Origin of the sequence: Foetidibacter luteolus (genome assembly GCF_009650435.1) — a bacterium.
Taxonomy (GTDB): domain Bacteria; phylum Bacteroidota; class Bacteroidia; order Chitinophagales; family Chitinophagaceae; genus Foetidibacter; species Foetidibacter luteolus.
Genome location: NZ_VVIP01000012.1, coordinates 76,032 through 101,767, shown reverse-complemented (window position 1 = coordinate 101,767; position 25,736 = coordinate 76,032). Strand labels below are relative to the sequence as shown.

Sequence of the window (25,736 nt, the reverse complement as noted above, 5' to 3'; positions counted from 1 at the left end):
TTTTTAGATAAATACACAGCATGCACGTACATTTTATACAACACGTTCCGTTTGAATACCCCGGCTCCATAATTGACTGGTGCGGTTTACACGGGCATACCTACAGTATTACCCACATGTACGGGGATTTTAAATTTCCGGCAACAGCAGAATTTGATATGCTGGTAATGATGGGCGGGCCCATGGGCGCCTACGAGACAGATACTTATGCATGGCTTAAGGCTGAAAAAGCATTTATAGCAGCAGCCATTGCCGATAGAAAAAAAGTGCTGGGTATTTGCCTGGGTGCGCAATTAATAGCAGATGTTCTTGGCGCGGAAGTACATCCACACACCGAAAAAGAAATAGGCTGGTGGCCTGTGCAAAAAACCGTTCAGCACCCGCTTACGGCACAGTTGCCGGATACCTTCACCTGTTTTCACTGGCATGGCGATACCTATACCCTACCGCAGGGAGCCATACAATTATTGCAGTCTGCATGCTGTAACCAGCAAGGGTTTGTGTATGGTTCTCATGTTGCCGGTTTTCAATTTCACCCGGAAGTAAAGGAAAACCTGTTGGACGACATGACGGAGCATGAAAGAGCCGAGCTGGTAAAAAGCACCTATGTACAAACAGAACAAGAGATTATTTCTGCCACACCGCATCACATATTGCAGCAACAAGTTTATATGCACAGTTTGCTGGACGCCTTTGTACGGTTATAGCAAATCCTGAATGGTTTAACAATTTAGCAACCCACATATATTTGTATATACAAATATTGTTTTTATTTTTGCCATCTTAAACAGAAAGTGATAATGAAAACATCAGAGTGCAGGTACGCTTCGTGCATATACTTCTCGGCCAGCGCACTGGCCAGGAAGGTGGAGAAGCTGGCGCTGGAAAGCTGGAAGCCCGTTGGGCTTTCTCCCAGCCATGCCTACCTGCTGCTGATAGTGCTTGACGATGCGGGCATACAGCCAGGGGCGCTGGCGGAACAATTACAGCTTTCGCCCAGTACTATTACCAGGCTTATTGAAAAACTGGAAGAACGCAAACTGGTGGTTCGCACTACAGAGGGAAAGGTTACCAATGTTTACCCTACCCCAAAGGCCAAAGCCTTGCTGCCGGATATGAAAAAGTGCATGGATGAGTTTGATAAAAGTACCTGCGGGCTGCTGGGCACCACTGAAAGCAAGGCCATTGCTGCCGGCATGAGCAAGCTGGCAGATAAACTGCCCTGATTTTTTTTGAGTTAACACTTGTATATACAATTAACACTTGCCTGCCAGGAATAAAATAAAAGGAGAATGTATGAAACTTACTGGTGAAAAAAACAAAGCTGTTATTAAAATAATTGATACAGCCTATGCTGATAAGGGGCTTGATTACAGCGCTTACCGGCAATTAATTGACGACCTGCTGGAACTGGGTAAATCAACTAGCCCTGTTCAATCCCCTGCTTTAACGGAATATACCAAACTGAATGTTGCCCGCATGAACAGGTTGGACAAAACAACAACCCTGCTTCCGGAATTTCAGGAAACAATAGCCAAAATAGATAACAAACAAATATGGCTGGTACTTACCGAAGGCTGGTGTGGGGATGCGGCTCAAACCGTTCCTGTATTTGCTAAAATAGCGGCGCAGAACAGTAATATTGAACTGAAATTTTTGCTGCGTGAAGAAAACCCGGAGTTGATGGATCTTTACTTATACAAAGGCATGAGCAAAAGCATACCCAAACTTATTGTTCTTAATGGTGAAGGCGAAGAGCTTTTTAACTGGGGCCCAAGGCCGCAAAAAGTGCAGCAACTGTTTGATGTACTTAAAATGCAGCAGGCACCGTACGACATCATAAAAGAAAAAATTCATGGCTGGTACGCTAAGGATAAGACTATCTCTGTACAGCAGGAATTACTGGCTTTAATGACAGAAGCCCAATAACCCGCCTAAACAAAACTATTCTTTACTCAGTTATATTAAGGTAAGGGCGCTTATGAACAACAGCACGGCTTTAGCAAACTCATCAGCGTTTTAACAAACAGGTTAGCTGCGCCCTTCCTTTTTTCGTTATTACATCACCTTATATAAATACTATGAACTTACATCTTACCAACAAAAAAGCATTAGTTACCGGCTCTACGGCCGGCATCGGTTTCTCTATTGCCAGCCAACTGGCACAGGAAGGCGCAGACGTAATTGTAAATGGCCGCACACAGGCCAGGGTTGATGCTGCCATAGAGCAGATAAAAAAAGATAACCCCTCTGCGAAGGTCAGCGGTGTGGTTGCGGACTTCTCCAAAGCAACGGATGTACAGGCGCTTATAGACCAGGTACCACACATAGACATACTCGTTAACAATATATCTATTTTTGAGCCCAAGCCTTTTACCGAAATACCAGACGCAGACTGGCTTAGGTTTTACGAAATAAATGTACTCAGCGGGGTTCGCCTGTCCCGCCACTACCTGCCCGCCATGCTTAAACAAAACTGGGGGCGAATCATTTTTATCTCCAGCGAATCGGCCGTACAGATACCTGAAGAAATGATTCACTACGGTATGACAAAAACCGCACAAATAGCCATCAGCCGTGGGCTGGCCGAACTTACCAAGGGCACTGATGTTACGGTTAATTCTGTATTGCCCGGCCCCACAAAATCCGAAGGCGTAAGTACTTTCTTAAGCGACCTGGCAAAGGTGCAGCAATCTGATACAAAAGAAGTGGAAAACAATTTCTTTAAAACCGCCAGGCCATCATCCCTGTTACAAAGGTTTACCACTACAGAAGAAGTGGCCAATCTTGTTACCTATGTTGCCAGCCCGTTATCATCCGCTACAAACGGCGCAGCGTTAAGGGCAGATGGTGGTGTGGTAAGAGCTTTATTATAGCAGAAAAATATAAAGGCAAAAGCGTTTAACTCTCTTCCTCAAAGTACAGTTTGTAGTAATGCTTCCCGGTCATTTCGTCGTAACCTTTTTCAATAAGGTCCCGGCGGCCGTGAATGTATATATGGAAGTTTTTATCCAGCTTAAGAACAGATTTAAACACTTTTGCCTGCTTTTTTACCGCGGCCAGGTGTATATCAAACGCTTCTTCTATTTCAAAATTCTTAGCGGCTTCAAAATTCTTTTTATAGTTATTAAAGCTGTCCACCACGTCTGGGTGATGTATTACTTCCTCTGCAAATTCCTGGAAGTTAAACTGCTCTTTGGTTTTAAAGTAGTCCATAGACCGGTTTAGCAAATCAATCTGGTCAGACTTTGTTACCTCGAATTTTTCCGGGTATTCATTCGTAATAAACTGTTTGCAAAAGCTCAGGTATTTATCCGTGTTGTGATAGCTGTCCGCATAAGGCGTTACCTGCAAAAAATCATTCACCCAGTACTGCGCATCATTCTGTTTATTGGTGCTGTCAACCACGCATACAACAAAACCTTCCTGGCTGTTTTTTCTAAACACCAGGCAGCCTTTGTCAAGCTTGTTAATATTAATACCTTGCTCCTGAACCACCTCCCAGCTTTTGCCATGAGGGAATACCTTTAAAAACGTTTCCTTTGTTTCGCTCTTAAACAAACCCACGGCCTGTATGTATTCCGTACCAAACGGAACATTGTTAAACAGCGCTACATACAACTCCCCTTCCTTCACTTTTACATGGGTGCTTTTGCTGTATAAGAAGTGGGCCAGCAATGCCGATTGGGCAGTAAAGCTTTGGGTGTTTTCAAATATCTCCGATATATAGCGGTACACTTCATTTAACTGTATATCGCTGATATGTGTAAAATGATACTGCTCATTCTCGTTAAACGATCCAAGAAAGTATTTAGTAAGCAGCTTGCGCACATCTTCATCATTTAAAGTAAGCGGGTTAGCCGAAAGCTTCAATTCCTCCCCGCGGGATGGGTTACCCACTTTGTGCACAATTACCTGTTGCAGTTCAACGCTGTCTGTACCTGTCATAATGCGGCGAAGATAACAACACCGCCAATACAGCCGGTGCGGGCAGCCATTTTAGCTTTGCATACCATATAACATCGTTGGGGCAAGTAGGTAGTGATAAATGGCGAGAAGGAAAATTTCCTTTTACATCGTACATCCCACATCTAACATCTTGCATTTCTTTTTACATCGTACACCCCACATCTAACATCTTACATAAAAAAGCACTTCGTACTTCTGCCTTCGTACTTGGGGGTGCCCCCAAGCTATCGCAAGGGGTCGGGCTTTCCGCTATTACTCCGGCACAAGGCCCTGCTGCGATGGCCTCACCGGGGTAGCCGCTGCAATCCCTCACCCGTTGGTGACACAGCGCAGATATTCACCATGCTTTCTCAGTTTAGGCCGTTTGCCGGTTTTTAAAACTTTCTTACATTGGTATAAATCTAACCGCCATGCCAGTTACAGATGCCCGCATTGACGCCTACATAGAAAAATCAGCCGCGTTTGCCCAACCCATACTGCGGCATATACGCCAACTGGTGCACAAAGCATGCCCCGGTGTTCAGGAAACCATGAAGTGGAGTTTTCCGCACTTTGATTATGGCAATGAAATGATGTGCAGCATGGCCGCTTTTAAACAGCACTGTGCTTTTGGTTTTTGGAAGGCCCGCCTTATGAAAGACGCGGATAAACTAAGCGATGGCAATACGGAAGCAATGGGGCACCTTGGGCGTATTACCTCGTTACAGGATTTACCCGCCGACAAAGTTTTAATCAGCTATATTAAAGAAGCGGCGCTGTTGAATGAAAACAAAGTAAAACTGCCATCAAAGGCAAAAGCTGAAAAGAAAGAGGTAAATGTTCCGGCGGATTTACAAAAAGCTTTAAAGGCCAATAAAGCCGCGGCAGCCACCTTTAGCAATTTTAGCTACAGCAATAAAAAAGAATACGTGGAGTGGATAACCGGCGCCAAAACCGAAGCCACACGTTCATCCCGCCTGGCCACGGCTATTGAATGGATGGCCGAAGGCAAAATACGCAACTGGAAATATGTAAAGTAGGTTACGTAATGTATCATTTGCCATTGTTAACTGGTACCTACATCATACATCTAACATCGTACACAGTAAGTACTTTATCTATCCCAACAACTCAGCCACTCTTACTTTATCAGTCATCAGTTGCCTTACAGCATCGGCAATGGCTTGTGCGTCGTAGCCGCATTCGCGGTGCAGTTCTTTTAGAGTACCGTGCTCAACAAGCCTGTCAGGAATACCCAGTATTTTAATTTCCGCTTTATAATTATGTACGGCGATAAACTCTGCTATAGCGCTGCCAAAACCACCTACAATAGTTCCATCCTCAACAGTAACAACCTTGCTGTACTTGCTGAACACTTCGTGCAGCATCTGCTCGTCCAGCGGCTTTACAAAACGCATATCGTAAAGCGCCGGGTTAAGCCCTTCGGTGCGCAGCTCACGAATAGCGGCAGTAGCAAAATTGCCCGGGTGGCCTAAAGTAAGTATCGCCACTTCCTGGCCATCTTTCAGCTTGCGGCCTTTGCCTACTTCAATTTCCTCAAAAGCGGTGCGCCATTGGGGCATTACGCCTTCGCCGCGGGGGTAGCGGATAACAAAAGGATATTTCGTAGATTCCAGTTGAGAGGTGTACATCAGGTTGCGCAACTCCTGCTCATTCATCGGTGCACTGATGATCATGTTGGGTATGCATCGGAAATAAGGTATGTCGTAAGCGCCGTGGTGCGTAGGCCCATCTTCGCCAACCAGGCCGGCCCTGTCCAGGCAAAGTACCACGGGCAGCTTTTGTATGGCAATATCATGCACTACCTGGTCGTAGGCACGCTGCATAAAAGATGAATAAATGTTGCAGAAAACACGCATTCCCTGTGTAGCCAGGCCGGCGCTTAATGTAGCTGCATGCTGTTCACAAATGCCCACATCAAAAGCCCGGTGCGGCATTTTTTCCATCATAAACTTTAGCGACGAGCCACTGGGCATTGCCGGGGTTACGCCCATTACTTTATCGTTCAGCTCCGCCAATTCTATCATAGTATGGCCAAATACATCCTGGTATTTGGGTGGCTGGGGAATGTCGTACTTCTTTTTATATATTTCGCCGGTTACTTTATCAAACAGTCCGGGGGCATGCCATTTAGTCTGGTCTTTTTCGGCTAAAGCGTATCCTTTGCCTTTTACGGTAATTATATGTAACAACTTGGGACCGGGAATATTGCGCAGGTCTTTAAGCGTGTCTACCAGTTTGGTAATATTGTGGCCGTCAATAGGGCCAAAATACCGCAGCTTCAGCGATTCAAACAGGTTGGCGCTGCTGCTAACCATGCCTTTCAGGCTTTCGGCTACCTTGTGTGCCATCAGGCGTGAAAAACGCTTGCCCACCGGCAGTTTTCCCAAACCCTTCCAAATGTCATCCTTCAATTTATTGTAAGTGGGAGAAATGCTGATATCCGTAAGGTATTCCTTCAGGGCGCCCACATTGGGGTCAATGCTCATGCAGTTATCATTCAGTATCACCAGCATGTCAGCATCGGTTACACCGGCATGGTTCATGGCCTCAAAGGCCATACCCGCCGTCATAGCCCCGTCGCCAATAACAGCTACTGATTTCCTGTCTTCTCCTTTATACCGTGCCGCCATGGCCATGCCCAGCGCCGCGGAAATTGAGGTGGAAGAGTGGCCCACACCGAATGTATCGTATTCGCTTTCGCTTCTTTTAGGAAAACCACTAAGGCCTTTGTATTTGCGGTTGGTGATGAAATTATCCCTTCTGCCGGTGAGTATTTTATGGCCATAAGCCTGGTGGCCTACATCCCAAACCAGTTGGTCGTAGGGCGTGTTGTAAATGTAATGCAATGCCACGGTAAGTTCTACCACACCAAGGCTGGCCCCAAAGTGGCCGCCATGTACGCTGACAACATCAATAATGTATTGTCTTAATTCGTTACAAAGCTGGTGAAGCTGTTCACGTGGAAGCTTTTTAAGGTCATCAGGATTGTTTATCTGGCTTAACAAAGCCCCCGGCAGAATTTCCATGTAGCGTGATTTATATGTAAAAATAAGGCTTTGGCCCCTAAATTCAGGCTTTGCGGTTACCGGCAGCCTGGTTAAACCATATTTTAAGCTGCTTTCAGGCGATTTTTTGAAATCAAAGCACCTTAAAATCAATTTAGGGCCATTTTCTAAAATACCGGCTGAAACATTGATTACAAATCATCTGCTGTTTTGTTCTGCTACGCTAAAAAAGGGAATTTTTTGGGGGTGTCCCTCGTACCTCGGGCCGGGCAGAACTTCGTTCGCAACCTTCGTCAAAGCAACATTTAGTTGCTTTTTCTCGGTTGTGCTATTACTCCGGCACAAAAGCCCTGCTGCGATGGCCTCACCGGGGTAACCGCTACAATCCCTCACCCGAAGGTGCAGCCTGCTGATATTTTTGCAGGCAGGTTTGCAATGGTCAGCTCAACAAACCCGCTAAGCCAGATTTACGATTGCTACATACTGCCCTGCTCAGACTTTTGATTGCGCTTACTGATGTATGCGGTGATAATAGTAGCAAAAGAACCTGCGCTGAAGTTGCCAAAAGCGGCATTCATAAATACGATAAACAACAACCCGTTTGTTTTATCTTCCACCATGTTTGCCGGCGCATTTACCAACTCTTTTTCTGCATGCCCGCTACTGAAAAGCCCCGGCACATATACAGTAATAAGAATGAACGCTATTAAACAAAAAACTGAAATTGATAAAATGGTAAGAATATGGCCCGCAATAAGCATAAGCGAAACGGGCGTGTTGTTATTTCCAATCCTTCGGTTATAACGCATCATCACAAAAAAGATGCTGCCGAGAAATACAACATCCCCCAGGTACAGGAGCCAGATTTGAGAGAAATCGGCCTGCCTGATAAAATAAATCATTGGAAAAGACGAAATAATAGCAATGAGCACCGCATTCCTTACCAGGAATGGGAGCGCCCCCGGTTGTTTAAGCATGGTCAGCAATATTGTTACACTATTACCGCTGTAAAAACCATACCATACACAAACCGGCTATAGCGGCAAGTGGATGCCGAATTTTTTACCTGTAGCAGAAAGGTCCTCCGCAACGGATGGCTCCAGGGGTATGCCGTGTTGCATTCGCTGGGTTTCCATTTCCCTTTCCGGGTCGCCGGGAATCAACACTTTTTCGTGGCCTTCAGCGGTTTTGGCACTCCTGAAACGTGTTATCCAGTTATCCATGTGCTGCTTAAATTCATCTGCCGGGCGAAAAGCATCAATGCGCATGGCGCCAAAAAAATGCCCCAGCCCCTCGCCGGGCATATTTTGCGGCATAGGTACATAAGCCGGAAACGGCGGCGCCCAGGGGCCATAACTGGCGCCGCTGAGTACTGCGGAAAATATATCTACAATACTACCCAACGCGTACCCTTTGTGAGAACCATGCTCCCTGTCGCTGCCCAACGGCAGTAAAGCCCCGCCCTGTTTTAACTCATTGGCATTGGTAGATGGGCCACCATCTTTAGCCTGCACCCAGCCTTCGGGGGCATCCTGTTTTTTGCGCTGCAATATTTCCAGCTTTCCGTTGGCAGCGGTAGTGGTAGCAAAATCTGCCACAAAGGGCGGCTGTACGCCGGCGGGTATGGCCACAGCTATGGGGTTGGTGCCCAGCATTCTTTCTATGGAAAAGGTGGGCGCTACCAGGGCGCTGGCGTTGGTCATGGCCATGCCAATCATATCGTGCTGCAAAGCCATCATGGCGTGGTAGCCGGCAATACCAAAATGGTTGCTGTTGCGTACAGATACCCAGCCGGTACCTACCTTACCTGCTTTTTCTATGGCTACCTGCATAGCAAAAGGCGCCACCACCAGGCCCAGGCCTTTGCCACCGTCAATAACCGCGGTAGAAGGTGTTTGGTGTGTGATGCTTATTTGCGGGTTGGTATTAATTCTTCCTGCTTCCCATAACCGTACATAACCACTCAGCCGGGCTACGCCATGGCTGTCTATTCCCCGGGCATCAGCAGCTAACAAGGCATTTGTAGCTGTTGCAGCGTCTGCCGCGGAACAGCCCATCGCTAAAAAAACGCTGTTGGTAAACTGGTATAGGTTATGGTACTGAATAATCACAGAATGATGTTTTAAATAATGTAACCCCTTGCTGATACTGTAAACAGGGTGCCGCAAGATAAGGATAAGGCAGGTATAGCGGGAACATGCGATGCTTAAAGAGTTTCTCTAAAACGAACAAAAAAAGGCGGTAAAAAACCGCCCTTAGTTATTTTAATATTAAGCTGGTGTTTTAGAAAGGCAAATCATCTTCAACCGGTTCTGAATAGGCTGCTGGTGAAGAAACAGGTGCGGATTGTTGCGGCGCCTGTTGGTAATTGTTGTAAGCGGGGGCGCTGTTATAGCCTTGCTGTGGGGCGCCCTCCCCATCGTTTGCACGGCTGCCCAGCAACTGCACACTTAAAACGCGTAAGGTTAGGGATGTGCCCTGGCGGCCATCCTGTGTAGTGTAAGAGCGTATGTCTGGTGTTCCATCGGCGTAAACCTGTGTACCTTTTTTTAGGTAGGGGGCAATGCCGGTCTTGTCTGTCCAGTAAGCGCATTCTACCCAAATTGTTTTGTCTTTTTGATTGCCCTGGGCATCGCGGATCTTTTCTGTGTGAGCTACACTGAAATTGATAACGCTTTTGCCGTTTACGGTATTTACCACGCAATCTTTGCCAAGGTTGCCTATCACCTGTAACTTAATCATACACTGAATTTTTATTGATAAAGATTACAAATTAATACAATTATATTCAACCCGAAGGCAATTTAACGCACGTTATATGCACATGTTAAAAATGCAAAGTTTAATGTTGAGAAAGGTACTCTGGGCTGTATGAGTTATTGACGCTATGTTAGGGAGATGAAGTGTGGGTGCTACAGAGGGGCTAAGCTGTTAAGATTGCTTTGCCGCATAATATACTACAGGCAGCAAAAGCTATACTGCGGGAAAAGCTGAATAAAGAACCTGGCAGTACAAGTGTGCGACGCAACGGCAGTTTCATCTATGTTCCTGCTGCCGGGCCCATAAACCTTTCTGACCTTTGCGAAGCAAAGCCGCTTTAAAAACTTTTTAGTTTAGCTACCGCATTTATCAAAAGCCTGCTGTAAATCGGCGATAAGATATTCCGCATCTTCCAGCCCGCAGTACAGGCGCAGCATGCGGTGCTCCTGGCTGGCGGCAATAAAATTTTCTGGTTTAATGCCGGCACAACGGGGTATTATTAACGACTCATGGCCACCCCAGCTTACCGCCATAAGGATATGCTTCAGGGATTCGCAAAATTTTTCTATCACCGCGGCATTGTTGGCATGCATTACAAACGTGAGCAGTCCGCAACAGCCGCTCATTTGTTTTTTAGCCAGTTGGTATTGCGGGAAGGTTTCATCAAAAGGGAAAATAACCTTTTCAACCAGTGGGTGGTTGCGCAGGTAATCCAGCACTTTGGTTGTGGTGCGGGTAATGCGGTCTAACCTGGTGGGCAGGGTTCTGAGGCCCCTTATCAGCAACCAGGCATTAAAAGGCTGTATGCCGCTGCCGATGTTATTGTATTCGCTGTTAAAAATACGTTCAATCATTTGGCCGCTGCCGGTTAAAACCCCAGCCACTACATCGCTGTGGCCGCCAATGTATTTGGTGGCAGATTGCAGCACAAGGTCAATACCGGCCTTAATAGGCTGCTGGTACAGCGGGGTGCAATAACTGTTATCAATAATGCTGGTAATATTGTTTGCTTTTGCCAGTTGCGCTACGGCTTGTATGTCCTGCAGTTCGTACGTCCAGCTATTGGGGCTCTCCAGGTAATATATGGCAGTATTTGGCTGGGTGGCCTGTTTAAAATTTTCGGTTTCCGTACCGTTGATGTAAGTAGTGGTTACATTAAAGCGGGGCAGAATTTCGTCGAACATTTTCTTTGCCCAGGTGTAGGGGTTGCGTACGCTTACAATATGGTCTCCGCTTTTTATGTTGGCCAGTACCGCGGCAAATATGGCCGCTGCGCCGCTGTTGAATACCAGGCAATCTTCAGCGCCATCCAGGGCGGCCAGTTTTTTGCGGAGTATTTCTACTGTGGGGTTAAGCCCCCTGCTGTATAGCCAGGTGGAGTATTCGTCTTCAAAACCTTTGCGAAGGTCTTCTACTTTTCTGAAAGCAAAATTGCTGGTTTGCATAATGGGCGGGGCTACCGCCTGAAAATATTCTGAGCGCTCTTCAGCGTATTCATTCAGTATGTAAGATAAATCCATAATAAGCGTAAATATAAATTATCAGGCTAAAGAAAACCGCTGTACCCCAGGAAATTAAGACAGGCAGCTCACCAATTGCGGCGGGGTTTACTGCTTGGCTAACTATCCCACCGCTTTTAACGACAAAAAAGCCTTATGCGGCGGCAAAAAACCGCTGTAAAAGCGTTGAACTTTTTGAGGGCTAAACCTCATCAAAATATAAAACAATATTTGTATATTGCACAAATATTTTACTGCAACGGCCAGGCCGGACAAGGTAATTTTTGCCTGCTTTATCTTGTTCTTCCTTTGCTATTACCCCCTGGCTTATAACTGTAGTAAAACTATAATTCTGCCCTTTCTCTGTAAAAACTTGAGCGAATGATTATTTCTTCCCAGGAAATAAAGTGCTGTAACCCCTTTCCCACGCATTACTTAAATAACTAAATGAAAGCAGGGCTTGTTATGCCTCGTTTAAACTTATGAGATACCTACTCCTCTTGGCTTCGGTCATCATTACCGTACCTGTAATGTCTCAGGCCAGTCTTATTGTCGGTTCAGGGGCCTACCTGTCTGGCGGTGGAAATGCCTACCTTGTATTAGCCGGAAATATAAGAAGCGATGGCACAGTTAACCTCGCCAGTTCTTCTACCACCAACTTTAACGGCTCATCCCAGCAGCGTATAACCTGTATTGCCGGCAGTGGTTGTACCAGTATTTACAACAGTTCTGTTTACCCGGTAAGCCTGGGCAACGTACTGCAAAACAACAGTAACGGCATTGCCGTAGAGGTAAACACCACTGTTGCGGGCACCCACACCTTCAGCAGTGGCACGGCCGAAATAAAAGAAGGCATTTACTGGCTCACCAATACATCTACCCCTTATAGCGGTATAAATGCACCAACGGGCAGGTTTTTTACAACTACCGGCCGTGGCCTTTTAAAACAAAGCGGCATAGGGAGTACCAGGGTGTTTCCTGTAGGTACATCAGGAACCAATACCCAATATACGCCAGCCAGTGTTAGCTATAGCGGAACGGCAGACAACTTTGGCATTCGCGTAATGGATAATATTTACTATGATTACAATGCTGCCAATGGCGACCCCATAGGTACAACCACCAATTTTAATTTTGTGGAAAAAACCTGGATTGTTAAAAAAGACAACCGGGTAACAGGCGACCAGTTTACAGTTACCCTTCAATGGAACGCGGCCAATGAAAACGCCGCTTTTGCCACACACCGCTCAACAGATGTAACCATTGGCCGCCACCACGATGCTACCTGGTTTCCGCAGGCGCAGGGCCCTGCTTCGGGCAGCAATCCCTATACATTAAGCGGCACTGTTACTTATGATGCTGCCACTTATGAGTACTACCCGGTATCCGCCACCGCCATTAATACGGTGCTTGCCACAACGGCCCTGCAATTTACGGGCAGCTTAAGCGGTAATAAGGTAAGCCTTGTATGGAGCACTACCGCGGATACAAAAACAACTTCCTTCCATGTGCAGCGCAGTACCAACGGTATAGACTTTTTTACCATGGGCAGTGTTACCGCCACGGGCGCCACCGGGTATTACAGTTACACAGATAACCTGGGTAGTAATACCGCCCCGCTGCTGTATTACAGGCTGCAGTTGTCAGACGGGCAGGGCAATTCAACTTTCAGCAAAATTGTTGCAGTAAAGCCCGGCCCCGTAAACGGAAACGTAATTGTCTATCCCAACCCTACCAGTAGTTATATAAGATTAAAGTTTAAAAATGTTGCCGGTAATTACCAGGTAACGCTAACAGATATATCGGGCCGCATTCTGCGTACGGCCACCGTAAACAATGCAGATTACTTTATGCCCTGCGCCGGCATACCCGCCGGTAATTATCTTGTTACAGTAACCCAGCTTAACACCAAAAGTCAATCATACCACTATGTTTGTATTACTCAGTAAATTAAAAACCACTTTATGAAAACCATTATTTTTTTTAAAATTTCCGTTACTGCCGCTATGGCCGCGGGGGTAATGTGCGCCAGGGCGCAGGTTACCGGCATAGCCATTAACGATAATAATGCCTCTGCCGATGCCAGCGCCATGCTGGATGTTAATGTAGTTACAGCATCCTCAAAAAAGGGATTGCTTATTCCACGGGTAACCACCACACAACGCAACGCCATCACTTCCCCGGCAACCAGTTTGCTGCTGTATAATACTACCACTGCACGTTTTGAGTATTATACCGGCAGTAGCTGGCAACCCATTTCATCCGCCTTTTCCGGATGGACACTAACCGGCAACAGCGGCACCAGCTCATCCAATTTTGTAGGCACTACAGACGGGCAGCCACTTACTTTTAAAATCAACAATACACAGGCCGGTTACCTTGGCCTTTCCGGCTCTTCTAATGCCACTGCTTTTGGCGTAAGTTCAAATGCGGGGTTTAAATCTACCGCTATCGGGGCCGAGGCGGATGCATCTTCCAACAACGAAGCTGTTGCGGTGGGGTATGATGCTACCGGCGCCGGTTTTCAATCCGTGGCAGTGGGTGCAACATCACAAACTTCCGGCAATAACACCATCGCTATCGGGTACGATGCAAGGGCAACTGTTTATCAGGCTTTGGCAATCGGCGCTTCCTCCCGCAGCAGCGATAACCAGAATATAGCCATTGGTGTAAGTGCCAATGCTTCCGGCTACCAGGCCACGGCCATAGGTAATGCCACCGCAGCAAGTGCGCAAAACTCCATGGCGCTGGGCAACGGTGCATCAGTTAGTACAGCCAATTATATCAGCATCGGCAATACTTCCATACAGGCCATACGCGGGCAGGTAAATTTTACCACTTACAGCGATGGACGTTTTAAGAAAAACGTGAGCAGCAATGTGCCCGGCCTAAGTTTTATCAACAGGCTGCAACCCGTTACCTATACCTGGGATATACACCAGCTTAATAAATACCTTACTGCCGGTTATCAAACGCATCCAGTTGCTTATACAAAGGCTGAAGAGCAGAGTATGGCCGATAAGGAAAAAATACGCTACACCGGTTTTATAGCGCAACAGGTGCAAAAGGCGGCGGAAGAAACTGGCTTTGATTTCAGTGGTGTTTTGCAGCCTAAAAATCCGAATGATATTTATTCATTAAGCTATGCCGAGTTTGTAGTGCCACTGGTAAAGGCGGTGCAGGAGTTAAGTGATAAAAACCAGGTGCTGGAAGCACGGTTAAAAGCGCAGCAAAGCCTTATTGAACAGTTGGCGCAAAGGCTGCAAAAGCTGGAAACAAAATAGCCTGTTAGAATAACTGAAAAAATGTCCAGGGCGCCTCCCCAAGCTATCGCAAGGGGCCGGGCTTTCCGCTGCTACTCCGCCACAAAACCCTTGCACAAAATCCTCAGCGGGGTATCCGCTGCAATCCCTGGCGCGGTAGTGACACAGCGCACCAAACCACCCGGCTAACAGGGTGCCGCAGCATAAAATTATCCAACAGTCCGAAGGGCTACATGTGAATAGCCCCGGATGAAGTCCGGGGTTTACTAAAAAACGCTTTTGCCTATATTCGTATAAATCATCCTATTAATGCAGATTACAGAGGTAACCAGTGCGCAGGAAGCTGCCGGGTTTATAAAGGTGAATGTATTGCTCAATAAGTTCAATCCCAATTACATCCGGCCGCTGGATAGTGAAGTGAATGAGCTTTTTGACCCTAAAAAGAACAAAGCGTTCAGGTTTGGGGAAGCCAAACGCTGGCTGCTGCTGAGTGAGGATGGAGAACTGCTTGGCCGTATTGCCGCCTTTACCAACAACAAGTATATTAACAAGGGTACGGATTACGCTACCGGCTGCATCGGTTTTTTTGACTGTATTAATAACCAGCATGCCGCCAATAAGTTGTTCAGCAAGGCTGCGGAATGGCTTAAGCAAAAAGGCATGGATGCAATGGACGGGCCTGTAAATTTTGGCGACCGTGATAAATGGTGGGGCCTGATGGTAGAAGGTTTTGAAACACAGCCTTTGTACGGCATGCCCTTTAACCCACCCTATTATGAAAGCCTTTTTGAAGGATATGGTTTTAAGAATTATTACAACCAGTACTATTACGCCATGGGCGTTAAAGACAAGCTGCCGGAACGTTTTGCAGAGCGCCATGCAAAGTTTAAATCAAAGCCTGATTATACAGCCCGCCATATAGCCAAAAATAACCTTGCACAACATGCCGCCGAATTTGCCACTGTGTATAATGCGGCCTGGGCACAGCATGGAGAAGCCAAAGAAATTACTACAGAACAGGTGATGAAACTGTTTAACAAGATGAAAGCGGTAATGGATGAGCGCCTGATATGGTTTGCTTACTACAAAAAAGAGCCCATCGCCATGTGGATTAACATACCGGATCTTAACCAGTATTTTAAGCATTTCAACGGCAAACTGGGCCTGCTTGAAAAATTACGTTTGCTATGGATGAAAAGAGCGGGAAGCTGCCGGATTTTTACTGGCGTGGCTTTTGGCGTTGTACCCAAATTTCAATCGCTGGGTATTGATTCATTCATGATTTACGAAGGCGCCAGCCTTATACAAAACAATGACTGGTACGACAGGTACGAAATGGGCTGGGCCGCCGACTGGAACCCTAAAATGCTGAACATCTATAAAAACCTGGGTGGCAACCAAAGCAGGCGAATGGTAACCTATCGCTATATTTTTGATGACAGGCATGCTTTTGAAAGGCATCCGGTAATGGAGTACGGCCAGGGAAAGTAAGGGTTACGTTTCTGCCAGCTTCGCTGCCAGAAACGTAATAGCCACGGGCTGAAAAGATGCCATAATAACTGAACGATAAACGTAGTGCGACGCAACGATGCCTCCACAAAGAACCGGACGTTCGCCACCATATAAAAAGCTAAAGACGCCTTTTAGGCGTCTTTAGCTTTTTATAACCGTAAAGGTTTCTTGTTTAATCGTACCGGCCGGATTTTACCGCATCCACCACGTAAGATTCCCTGTCGTCATCTTCATCATCGCCTTTCCTGTAAAACCGTGATGCACTTTCCCTTGTACCGTAAAGGGCTTCTTTCAATATTTTTTGCAGTATAGGTTTTACCGGCTGGCCAGGTGTATAAATTTCATCTGTGTATTGGGTAAAGTCAGAGGAAGCCAACCCCTTCTTTTCGCTTATTTCATCATCGTCTGTTGCAATTTCGGCGGTATCAAGCGGTTGCAGGCCAGACATGGCTATTTTCCATTCTGTATCATCTTTGTCTTTATACCGAAAAAAATAAGCCCAGCCATTGTATTTGGCGCCGGTTGTTTTAATACGGTCTATGTACACCAGGGTATCTTTACTGTTGTATCTCATAGCACTTTTAAGCTGCGCCCTCGCTATTTCGGCCTGGGTGGCAAAAGCCGCAGGCATTTTATTTAGCTGGCCGGCCTGTTTTAAAATGCGGTAAAGCCTTACACGGTTATTGTCGCTGGAGGCAATACTGTTAAAGACACTGTCGCTTACCGGTTTTTTGTTTCGTATCATCAGCAGCGCTATCTCTGTGGTAAGCTGTTTATCTTTCAGGTTCAGTAACTTTTCAAAAAAGGCGGGCACTTCCAGCGACTTGTCCCAAAAAGGCATCAGTAAAATAGCATAGCTGGAAAGCTCGCTGCCACCGCCACTACGGTTGTTGTAGCTAATGTCAGAAACGTAATCTACGGGAACAGTTGCATCAGCATCTTCTTCTTTTTTCAGCCTGTTCATTTCTTCTTCTGTTTGCTGTGCCAGCTCTTTTTTAAGTTGCTGTTTTGCTTCCAGCAGAAAGCGGTTAAAGTATGCTTCGTAAGCTGTGCCTTTTACGTAGCCGCTGTCAACGCCGTACTCCAGCAGTTGCACTACATCGCTTTTGTAGTCGTCCAATATGGTAAGGTCCAGCAAGCCGGGTATTATGTTGGCGGCAAGGGCAAGCGTATCGTATAACTGTGCCCATTTATAACCATAACTGCGGCGGCCGGTATATCTTTCTTCACCGGAAAAAAGGTTAACAAAATTGCCAAAATTAATGCGGCCATAAGCAGATGACCGGTTGTTTTCTGTAAGGGCCGGCGGTTCGGTGGTAACCAGTTCCTTAAAATGCCTGAAAGAAGTATCGGTACGCATATCCAGCAACGCATCCAGTATGGCATTTTGAAAAGCAGAAGTATCTTTTACCTGCGCATAAAGGCTTTGCAGGTAATCTGCCGCGGCCTTGCAGCGAAAGCTGCCTGCTACTTCTATCCAGGAGTTTTTTAACTGCAGGTAATCTTTTTGTTTCCACGAAAGCTGGCTGATGGCCTTTTGCACTTGTGGCAGGTCAGTTGAGTCAAACAGCGCAGGGCTTATAAACTTCATGGCCTTTTTGCGGATAAGGGTATCTGAACCAAAATAGTCTTCAAAAAACAATTTTGATTTTTTTACAAAGGGGTTTGTGCCGGAAATACTGTCGGCGGGGGTAAAGGTTTCAAAAAAAGTACTTACAAAACCATTTTTGGGAGTTAAAGTATCACCCTGGCTGAAAAGGTAAAAAAGTGCCCCGTTTTTATAAAAACCTTTGGTAAGTATGGTCCTGCTGCTGCCAGGGTTACCATACTCGGTATAATTGCAAAGCCAGCCCGATGGTGTGTGATATTGCTTTTTAAAGCGAACGGTAAACAGGCTGTCTATACCGCCCCTGTTGTTAAACAAACCAGGTTTTGCCAGCAGCAAAGAAGAATCTTTAATGTAAGTGTATTTGGGCATGCGCAGGGCTGTTATGGTAACACGCTCCCCGGTGGTATCGTTACCTGCAACTTTAATGGCTATGCTTTTTAAAATATCGTTATAAGCATCTTTGTCATCATCATCAAGCATGTCAAGATAATTGTTGCCGGTATTTTCTGTTGAATCTGTATTTGTTTTATAAAACAGCGGGCTGCTTACAGTAAAGCCCATAGCCGTGTCTTTTCTTAAAATTGCGGTACTGTAGGTAAAAGGCGTTATAGAGAAGGAGTTAATAAACTGTTCTGCCACGTTGCCGGATTGCTTATACCTGGCCCCGATAATGTAATAGTTATTGCCTTGCAGCAGGTAACGCAGTTTAACCTGGCTGCCGTCAGGCTGAGTGTACTTAGCGTTAATAACGGGGCGGTTGTTCCAGGTAGCAATGGTGCCCGGAGCTGCGTTACTGAACATTTTAGATTTAATGAAACTTTCTTCCATCAGCCTTAGTTCAAAACTGTCTTCTTCAATATAATCGTATTGGTGCAGGTTGGTGCGGTAAACAAAAAAACAGTTGCCCAGGCTATCTGCAGCCAGCCATTCGCTGCGGTTTTTTTCATTGCGTTCTTCATCAATGTACAAGGGCTGTGCAGGAAAACTGGCTGTAAACCCATTATACGGCGGGGCATAAGCAACATTGCCGTTTTGAGGTTTGCTGTAAAAATTGATGGATGAAAAAAACTGCCCGGCTTCGTTGCCATTGGCTATGTAATCGTTAAGGCCATGCACCTTAAATACCAGCACTTCGTTGGGCAATACAAAAATGTTGTAGCGCTGCAGGTCGCCCTTTCTTGTTTTATTGGTAATATCATACCCCGGTATATTGTTGCGAGCAATAGCCTTGCGGGCAACAATCCTGCCCGGTATGTTTTCGTACAGCAGGCTGTCAACTTTTTGCATTACAAGCGCAGTAGAATGGCCCAGCAGCGAAGCCGCAGTTTTAATGCGGGTAACCATGTAATAGCTGCCATTGCTCATATCCGCATATTGCACCATGTTTTGCTGGCCAATGCTGTTGTACCGGAAAAATTTGCTGCCCGGTATTTCAACACTAAACAGGCTGTCTTCAGCATACTGCTTTAAAAAAGTAACCGGCACCCGTATTTTTTCCACCCTTTCTTTTTCATCGCTGTCCTGCCGGCCCATTATTATAGGCCTTAGGCGGTAACCTTTTTTACGCAGCAATTCTATAACACCCCTTTCTCCGGGTAAGTGGGCAGCGCCGACACCTACAAAAAGAGAGTGCTTTCTTATAATGGTATCTATGGAATTGGCTTGTATCTCATTGCGCCGGTACATAAATTTTTCCTGGAAGGCTTCAGATATCACGCTCAGCATTTGAAGTGAGTCCAGCATATCCAGGTCTCCACGGCGGTAAGCATCTTCCATTTTCTTACGTTCGCCATAACCTTCGTAGCCGCGGCTCATTTTACGTTTTTTGTCTTTGTACATGGCCCGATAGGCCTCTTTTACCAGCCGGTTGCTTTCCTTATAATCTTCCACGCCGGTAACAATTTTGTTAAGCTTTCTGCCCAGCCGGTATATGTACATATCCAGGTAGGTTTCTTCTTCAAAATTTTCCATGCCCAGGTTGTTGCGGTACAGCATACCATTTACCATGCGGGCTTCAGATGCCAGGCCCAGTTTTATTTTAGATTCGTAACCACCTGTGTAAAAAGTTTGTTGTGTAAGCCGTTGGCTGGCGCCCCTAAAGTTGGTAAACATGCGGGCCATGTTGTAACCGTTGTCATCATCATCGTTTTTCGACAGTTCTTCCTGCCATACCTCAGGGTTTTGTTCCAGGGCTACGGCATCAGCGTTTCTAATAGCCCGGTAAAAAGAGTCACTAAGGTTAAAAACCATTTTATTGCTTATGTGCATGGTGCCAAACAGGTACGATGGCTTGGGCAGGCCATTGCCGGTAATTTCCCACAAAAGGCTGTTGTATCTTTTAAGTTCTGTTGCTGCAACGGGCGGCTTAACTGTTTTTTTGCTTTTTTGCCCATGCACCGCGGTAGAAAAAAGTAAAATAAAAGCGAAGGTTACCTGCGCCACAACTGCTTTAGTACTGCTCATAGAATCTGGTTGGTTAATAGGTTTGGGTTAACGGATACTACAATTTTATTCATTCCTTGCAATTTACGGAAAAGCCTGAATGGAATGGAACGTAATGGCCGGCGAACAGAAATTTATCAGGGCGCCTGCCCACGCTAAGGCGATGGGCACCGGGCTTTCCGCTCATACTCCGCCACAGGGGCCCTGCTGCGACGGCTTCAGCGGGGTAACCGCTGCAATCCCTGGCGCGGTGGTGACACTGCCTGTACTTGCACATAAATGCTGTAAAGCAAAAGCAGTGTTGTGCACCCTCATCTATATTGTGGGAAAAGCCGGGTAAAATTACTGTTGATGAATGGCTGCCGGACAATGTTATTAAGTTAAGCTCTAATGTCAGGTTGAACTTGTCGAAATTGGGTTATGCAAGTTACTTTTTCACGAATCCGCCTTCGACAAGCTGAGGCTGACAACCTTAACTTAATGACATTGGGCTGCCGGATTGAAACGGTTACCCCGCTGCCCCTGAAGGGGGAATGCAGAGCGCCAGGTGGCGGAGTTTGAGTGAAAAGCGGAACCAAAACCCATTAAATCAGGCCAAAGCGTACAGCCCAATGGTAAAACACGGAGAGGGCTAATAGTTTTTCACCGAATTAACTTTTAATGTCTTACCTTTGCCCACTTTTAGAATCATGCCTTAACATGACGTAAGCTGCCCCGTAAGGCGGCGGCGGACTGCATGTGGCCTATTACAATAACGGTAGTCACATGGAATAACCAATCCCGGGTTTGTCAGTTCGCTGGTATCAGCCGCTAAAAACTGCCCGCCTTAACAGGATGGTTACTCCTTCAGCAAAGCAAACAAACAGAAAAAGATGAAATTATCACAGTTCAGGTTCGATCTGCCTCTTAATCTGATAGCCCAGAATCCCACAAAAAGACGCGAAGACAGCAGAATGATGGTTGTGCATAGGAAAACCGGCCAGATAGAAGACAAGAATTTTAAAGATATCCTCGACTATTTTGATGATAAAGATGTTTTTGTAGTTAACAATACCAAGGTTTTTCCTGCCCGCATGTATGGCCGTAAAGAAAAAACCGGCGCCAAAATTGAAGTTTTCCTGCTGCGTGAGCTGAATAAGCCCAACCGCCTGTGGGATGTGATTGTTGACCCTGCACGTAAAATTCGTGTGGGCAACAAACTGTACTTTGGCGAGAACGATGAACTGGTAGCCGAAGTTATTGACAACACCACCAGCCGGGGCCGTACCATCCGTTTTTTGTGGGACAGCGATGATGAGAGCTTTAAAAAAATGCTGGAATTTTTGGGAGAAACACCACTACCCAAATACATTAAGCGTAAACCTGATGATGAAGATAAAGAGCGTTACCAAACCGTTTACGCCAAACACGAAGGTGCTGTTGCCGCCCCTACAGCAGGCCTGCACTTTAGCAAGGAATTAATTAAACGTTGCGAGATAAAAGGCATTCGCTTTGCGGAACTTACACTGCATACAGGCCTGGGTACTTTCAGGCCTATTGAAGTGGAAGATTTGAGCAAGCATAAAATGGACGCGGAATATTACCGTATTGATGATGAGGCCTGCAAAATTGTAAACAAGGCCAAAGAAACCGGCCATCGCGTTTGTTCCATAGGCACAACCACCATGAGGGCTATGGAAACCAGCTTTACCGCACAAAAGCTTTTAAAACCAAGCGAAGGCTGGACGAACATCTTTATCCACCCGCCATACCAGTTTAACGTGGCAGACAGCCTGGTTACCAACCTGCACCTGCCCAAAACCAGCCTGCTGATTATGGTTTGCGCTTTTGCCGGTTACGACCTGGCCAACGAAGCCTACAAAAAAGCCATTAAAGACAAATACCGCTTCTTTACTTACGGCGACGCTATGCTGGTAATTTAAAAGTGGTGTAGAAATAAAAAAGTGGAGGCCGCGAATGCGGCCTCTTTTTTGAATGTGATAAAGAAATTTTTCTTCTTTAAAGAAGAAAAATTTCTATTTTTGGAAAAACGAAACTTATGGCAGTTTCAACTTCTACCGCGTTATCTGTGAAACAAAGGTTTAAAAACCTTGGAGTAACAAATCTTTACTCTATTGTAAATACGGCCCGTAAAGGAGTAAAGACCAGTATTTTTTATGATTTTGCTGAGGCCATTAATATGCCGGAGAAAAAGCTGGCAAGCATTATTAACCTTACTTCCAGAACTATTAGTAACTATAAAGATCAAAAAAAAGTCCTTGAGCCGTCTTACAGTGAGCACCTGCTTAAGCTTATTGCACTGTTTGAAAAAGGAGAAGAGATTTTCGGAAACGTAGACGAATTTAATTATTGGTTGAAAAAGAGTTTTTGGAATTCTGACGAAAAGCCGGAAGATTGGATTACCACACCCGGCGGCGTGGATTTATTGATGGATGAGCTTGATAAAATAGCACAAGGTTACCCTGCTTAATATTTGTTTATGCTTGCTTACAGGATTGTACACAAAAATTATAGCAGTAGTTTATTTGCATCTGGGTTGAAGGGCCGGTGGAATACCGACGGCAGGAAAGTTATCTATACCGCAGAATCCATCGCCCTGGCATTTCTTGAAAATATGGTGAGAAGGCAGGGTGTTGGGTTTAACCGGGATTTCAGGATCATGTTCATCAACATTCCCGCTGAAGCATCTGTAAATGAAATAAGTGTTGAAGATTTACCAGAAGGATGGAGGGATTTTCATGATTACTCCAAATGCCAGCCTTTGGGCGATAAATGGTATGACGAGAAAAAGGCTTTAATACTAAAAGTGCCTTCCGCTGTATTGCCCGAAGCTTTTAATTTTATTATTAATACCACTCACGCCGATTTTTCGGGAATAGAATTAATTGATTCTACTGATTTAGTTCCGGATGAACGTATTGAGGTGATATTGAAGAACTATCGTTAATATTTTTTACTACAGAGCTTTTACATAGTAGCCAGCACCGTTACCCCGCCCTGCACGGCCTGGTTTAGCTGCACCTGCACTTTAGCCGTAAGCGGCAGCAATACGTCAACCCGGCTGCCGAATTTTATAAAGCCCATTTCTGTGCCCTGGGTAACAATATCTCCAGGCTTAAGATAGTTGCAAATGCGTTTGGCAAGGGCGCCGGCAATTTGTTTTACCAGTATACTTCCATTATCATTTTCTATTACCACGCTGTGGCGCTCATTTTCAGTGGATGATTTTGGGTGCCATGCCACCAGGTATTTACCCTTATGGTACTGGCTGTACTTAACCTTACCAGAAACCGCATTACGGTTTACATGCACGTTGGCGGGGCTCATAAATATACTTACCTGTATGCGGCGGTCGTTGTAGTATTCCGTATCAGTAATTTCTTCAATAACCACCACTTTGCCATCTGCGGGACAAATTACTTTTCCGGCATCTATGGTAAGCAGCCTTTTGGGTATGCGGAAAAAAGAAATAATAAACAGGAACAAAAACAGCGTTATTATGAATATTATCGTGGCTAGCCAGGGTATTTGGGCGCTGAGGAAATAAAAGGATAACAGGTTTATCAACCCGAAAATTAAAGCGGCGATTGCGATAGACTTGTAACCCTCTCTGTGAATGGTCATTGGATATAATTAAGCGCCAAAGATAAGGGAAGATATATGATAGCCGGATAGGTGAGTTATGCCAAAACTGCCTGCTGATGATGAACAATGGTTGTGAGCTATCGCTTAATAGCATTCCCGCAGTTGAATGGCTGCCGGATTGAAGCGGAAAGCCCGCAACCACGAGGAACGAGTGGTGAGGACTTGCAGCGAAAAGCCGGGACCAAAGTTGAGCTAACGCTTTACAGGTGAAAGCCCCAAAAAATAAAATCTCAATAATCCAGGATGAAAAAACGTACGTACAACCATACAAAGGGCGTGGCAAGTAACAAGCTGTCAAACCTGTCAAGGTAGCCACCGTGGCCAGGCATAAGGCTGCCACTGTCTTTAACGCCTGCCAGCCTTTTAAGTTTACTTTCCAGCAAATCCCCGGCAGTGCCAAACACCGCCGCGATAGCTGATACAACAATTAACGTAACATAGTCTGTAAAACCAAAGCCATAATACCCCACCAGGGTAATGGTGGCAATGGCCAGTATAGCCCCGCCCAGGGTACCTTCCCAGGTTTTTTTAGGAGAGATTTTGGAGAATGGCGTTTTACCAATCAGTGAGCCCACAATGTAAGCCATGGTGTCATTTATCCAAATGGAGAAAATAATAAGCAGGGGTATTAAAAGGCCTATATCAACACTGGCAAAAAGCCCGCTGCTGTACATACTGCGCAGGTTTACCAGCAAGCCCCAGCTTAACGATATATAAAGCAGGCCAAGGAAAGAATAACCTATGTTTTTAATAAACAGGTTTTTGCTTAACAGTATTTCAATGAGTGGCAGCGCAATTACAAAAATAAGCATCAGCCACCAGCCAATTTCATGCAGGGTTATGTTGCCCAGGCTGTAAATATTGCTGGTCATCCAGAGCATAAAACTCCAGCCGGCAATCATAACGCCGTATTTGTGAAACGCGGTAATGTCTCTATAATCGGGATCAATCAAGCCAATCAGTTTCTGGTATTCAAACCAGCAGCCAAAATGTATAATGGAAAAAAGAATAAGAAATGTCCAGTGGCCGGTAAATAAACCTGCCAGCATTACCAGCACAAATACCACTGCCGTTAATGCCCGGGTTTTAAAAGTTTGGATGTTGAAAGCCATGAAGCAACAAACATTGTTGAACTACGAAGTACGATTTTTTTGTTGAAAATGAATGGAAAAACTGCTAAATGCCATGAATAGCTTAAAGTGCACAGCGTTAACAAAAGAATGCCAGGCATTAGTGTAAAAACATTTTGGAAAACTACCGGTGGTTTTGGCTTACCGTTGTATGGTCGAAAGTTTTGCTGCTGTAATTAATGTTGAGGGCGGTGCAAATACGCTTAACAGCTATGGCCATTTGCGCATCTATGGTATTTACGGATATGTTGAGAATTTCAGCCACTTCTTTGTACTTCAGCCCATCTTCACGAACAAGTTTAAAGATCATTTTGCAGCGGGGCGGCAGGGCGTCTATGGCCTTATTCATGCGTTGCATCATTTCCGCGGTAATCATTAAATCCTGCGGGCCGGGCGTGTTGTCGTCAATATCAATGTCCAAAAAATCAAAACCCTTGCTTACCAGCTCTGTAGCTTTGCGGGAGAGTGTGTTAAGCGATTTGTTTTTTACCGCCACATACAGGTAAACCGTAAGGTTTTCAATAGAGGCAATGCGGTTGCGGTTGCACCAGAGTTTTACAAATACGTCTTCCACCAGCTCTTCCGCTGTTTCCTCGTTCCTCACAATAGCCTTGGCAAAATGCTGCAGTTTTTTGTGGAAATGCTGGTAAAGTTCGGCAAGCGCCTGTTCTTCACCATGGGCAATACGCTGTTGTATTAATAGCAATCCTTCAAGCATAACTTCAAATGGAGCAATCCATATCTAAGGCAAAAATGATAAAATTATTGATGCATCGGATAAAATAATTTTAGTATTATTCATAAGATGCCGGCTAACAGGCGTTAGTCACAGATATTAAATGCTTAATTTTGAAAGCGTTCTTTGGTTCCGCTAACAAAATAACGGTTTTACCGGCAAT

The 25,736-nt window shown here is 45.5% G+C and carries 21 protein-coding genes; 11 read left to right on the top strand and 10 right to left on the bottom strand.

The annotated features are described in order from the left end of the window. Positions 1 to 20: 20 nt before the first annotated feature. The 4 genes from F0364_RS03405 to F0364_RS03390 all read left to right on the top strand — a co-directional run bounded on the left by F0364_RS03405 (position 21) and on the right by F0364_RS03390 (position 2,876). Positions 21 to 707: a type 1 glutamine amidotransferase gene (locus tag F0364_RS03405; protein WP_153796346.1), complete on the top strand. Its 687-nt coding sequence runs from the start codon at positions 21 to 23 to the stop codon at positions 705 to 707. A gap of 93 nt (positions 708 to 800) precedes the next feature. Next, complete coding sequence (locus F0364_RS03400) at positions 801 to 1,226, top strand: MarR family winged helix-turn-helix transcriptional regulator (protein ID WP_153796345.1); 426 nt, start codon at positions 801 to 803, stop codon at positions 1,224 to 1,226. A 70-nt stretch (positions 1,227 to 1,296) separates the two neighbouring features. Continuing rightward, positions 1,297 to 1,929: a thioredoxin family protein gene (locus F0364_RS03395; RefSeq protein WP_153796344.1), complete on the top strand. Its 633-nt coding sequence runs from the start codon at positions 1,297 to 1,299 to the stop codon at positions 1,927 to 1,929. Between the two features lie 152 nt (positions 1,930 to 2,081). After that, positions 2,082 to 2,876 (top strand): SDR family NAD(P)-dependent oxidoreductase, encoded by a 795-nt coding sequence (locus F0364_RS03390; RefSeq protein ID WP_153796343.1) that lies wholly within the window; start codon positions 2,082 to 2,084, stop codon positions 2,874 to 2,876. Between the two features lie 25 nt (positions 2,877 to 2,901). Here F0364_RS03390 and F0364_RS03385 read toward each other — a convergent pair whose 3' ends face one another. Continuing rightward, positions 2,902 to 3,948 (bottom strand): nucleoid-associated protein, encoded by a 1,047-nt coding sequence (locus F0364_RS03385; RefSeq protein ID WP_153796342.1) that lies wholly within the window; start codon positions 3,946 to 3,948, stop codon positions 2,902 to 2,904. A gap of 431 nt (positions 3,949 to 4,379) precedes the next feature. Between F0364_RS03385 and F0364_RS03380 the strand changes: the two genes are divergently transcribed. Further along, entirely contained in the window at positions 4,380 to 4,988 is a 609-nt protein-coding gene (locus F0364_RS03380; protein ID WP_153796341.1) for a YdeI/OmpD-associated family protein, read from the top strand. 78 nt (positions 4,989 to 5,066) lie between these two features. On the opposite strand, the gene dxs is transcribed toward F0364_RS03380, so the two are convergent. From dxs to F0364_RS03355, 5 genes are all read right to left on the bottom strand, one after another. Continuing rightward, a complete protein-coding gene (gene dxs, locus F0364_RS03375; protein ID WP_153796340.1) occupies positions 5,067 to 6,998 on the bottom strand; it encodes a 1-deoxy-D-xylulose-5-phosphate synthase in 1,932 nt (643 codons plus the stop codon). A gap of 455 nt (positions 6,999 to 7,453) precedes the next feature. Beyond that, positions 7,454 to 7,954 carry a hypothetical protein gene (locus tag F0364_RS03370; RefSeq protein WP_153796339.1) on the bottom strand — a complete coding sequence of 167 codons (501 nt, stop codon included), beginning with the start codon at positions 7,952 to 7,954 and terminating at the stop codon, positions 7,454 to 7,456. A 57-nt stretch (positions 7,955 to 8,011) separates the two neighbouring features. Next, positions 8,012 to 9,088, bottom strand: a complete 1,077-nt coding sequence (locus F0364_RS03365) for an Ldh family oxidoreductase (RefSeq protein ID WP_153796338.1) — start codon at positions 9,086 to 9,088, stop codon at positions 8,012 to 8,014. A gap of 172 nt (positions 9,089 to 9,260) precedes the next feature. Then, positions 9,261 to 9,719, bottom strand: coding sequence for a single-stranded DNA-binding protein (locus F0364_RS03360; RefSeq protein WP_153796337.1), 459 nt, complete (start codon positions 9,717 to 9,719; stop codon positions 9,261 to 9,263). A 371-nt stretch (positions 9,720 to 10,090) separates the two neighbouring features. Continuing rightward, entirely contained in the window at positions 10,091 to 11,257 is a 1,167-nt protein-coding gene (locus F0364_RS03355; protein ID WP_153796336.1) for a trans-sulfuration enzyme family protein, read from the bottom strand. Between the two features lie 461 nt (positions 11,258 to 11,718). Here F0364_RS03355 and F0364_RS03350 point away from each other — a divergent pair, with 461 nt between their 5' ends. The 3 genes from F0364_RS03350 (at position 11,719) to F0364_RS03340 (ending at position 15,990) form a co-directional block, all read left to right on the top strand. Then, complete coding sequence (locus tag F0364_RS03350; RefSeq protein ID WP_153796335.1) at positions 11,719 to 13,185, top strand: T9SS type A sorting domain-containing protein; 1,467 nt, start codon at positions 11,719 to 11,721, stop codon at positions 13,183 to 13,185. A 15-nt stretch (positions 13,186 to 13,200) separates the two neighbouring features. After that, a complete protein-coding gene (locus tag F0364_RS03345; RefSeq protein WP_153796334.1) occupies positions 13,201 to 14,520 on the top strand; it encodes a phage tail-like protein in 1,320 nt (439 codons plus the stop codon). 288 nt (positions 14,521 to 14,808) lie between these two features. Continuing rightward, positions 14,809 to 15,990 (top strand): hypothetical protein, encoded by a 1,182-nt coding sequence (locus F0364_RS03340; protein WP_153796333.1) that lies wholly within the window; start codon positions 14,809 to 14,811, stop codon positions 15,988 to 15,990. A 193-nt stretch (positions 15,991 to 16,183) separates the two neighbouring features. On the opposite strand, the gene F0364_RS03335 is transcribed toward F0364_RS03340, so the two are convergent. Further along, positions 16,184 to 20,083, bottom strand: coding sequence for a TraB/GumN family protein (locus F0364_RS03335; RefSeq protein WP_153796332.1), 3,900 nt, complete (start codon positions 20,081 to 20,083; stop codon positions 16,184 to 16,186). 851 nt (positions 20,084 to 20,934) lie between these two features. On the opposite strand from F0364_RS03335, the gene queA reads away from it, so the two are divergent. From queA to F0364_RS03320, 3 genes are all read left to right on the top strand, one after another. After that, positions 20,935 to 21,984, top strand: a complete 1,050-nt coding sequence (gene queA / locus F0364_RS03330) for a tRNA preQ1(34) S-adenosylmethionine ribosyltransferase-isomerase QueA (RefSeq protein ID WP_153796331.1) — start codon at positions 20,935 to 20,937, stop codon at positions 21,982 to 21,984. 116 nt (positions 21,985 to 22,100) lie between these two features. Continuing rightward, entirely contained in the window at positions 22,101 to 22,532 is a 432-nt protein-coding gene (locus F0364_RS03325; RefSeq protein ID WP_153796330.1) for an Xre family toxin-antitoxin system antitoxin, read from the top strand. 9 nt (positions 22,533 to 22,541) lie between these two features. After that, the gene (locus F0364_RS03320) at positions 22,542 to 23,009 is read left to right on the top strand and encodes an RES family NAD+ phosphorylase (protein WP_153796329.1); all 468 of its coding nucleotides are present in this window, start codon (positions 22,542 to 22,544) and stop codon (positions 23,007 to 23,009) included. Positions 23,010 to 23,029: 20 nt separating this feature from the next. On the opposite strand, the gene F0364_RS03315 is transcribed toward F0364_RS03320, so the two are convergent. The 3 genes from F0364_RS03315 to F0364_RS03305 all read right to left on the bottom strand — a co-directional run bounded on the left by F0364_RS03315 (position 23,030) and on the right by F0364_RS03305 (position 25,555). Continuing rightward, positions 23,030 to 23,686, bottom strand: a complete 657-nt coding sequence (locus F0364_RS03315; RefSeq protein ID WP_153796328.1) for a phosphatidylserine decarboxylase family protein — start codon at positions 23,684 to 23,686, stop codon at positions 23,030 to 23,032. A 251-nt stretch (positions 23,687 to 23,937) separates the two neighbouring features. After that, a complete protein-coding gene (locus tag F0364_RS03310; RefSeq protein ID WP_153796327.1) occupies positions 23,938 to 24,819 on the bottom strand; it encodes a phosphatidate cytidylyltransferase in 882 nt (293 codons plus the stop codon). A gap of 142 nt (positions 24,820 to 24,961) precedes the next feature. Beyond that, on the bottom strand, positions 24,962 to 25,555 hold the full coding sequence (locus F0364_RS03305) for an RNA polymerase sigma-70 factor (RefSeq protein ID WP_153796326.1): 594 nt from the start codon (positions 25,553 to 25,555) through the stop codon (positions 24,962 to 24,964). Between the last annotated feature and the right edge of the window lie 181 nt (positions 25,556 to 25,736).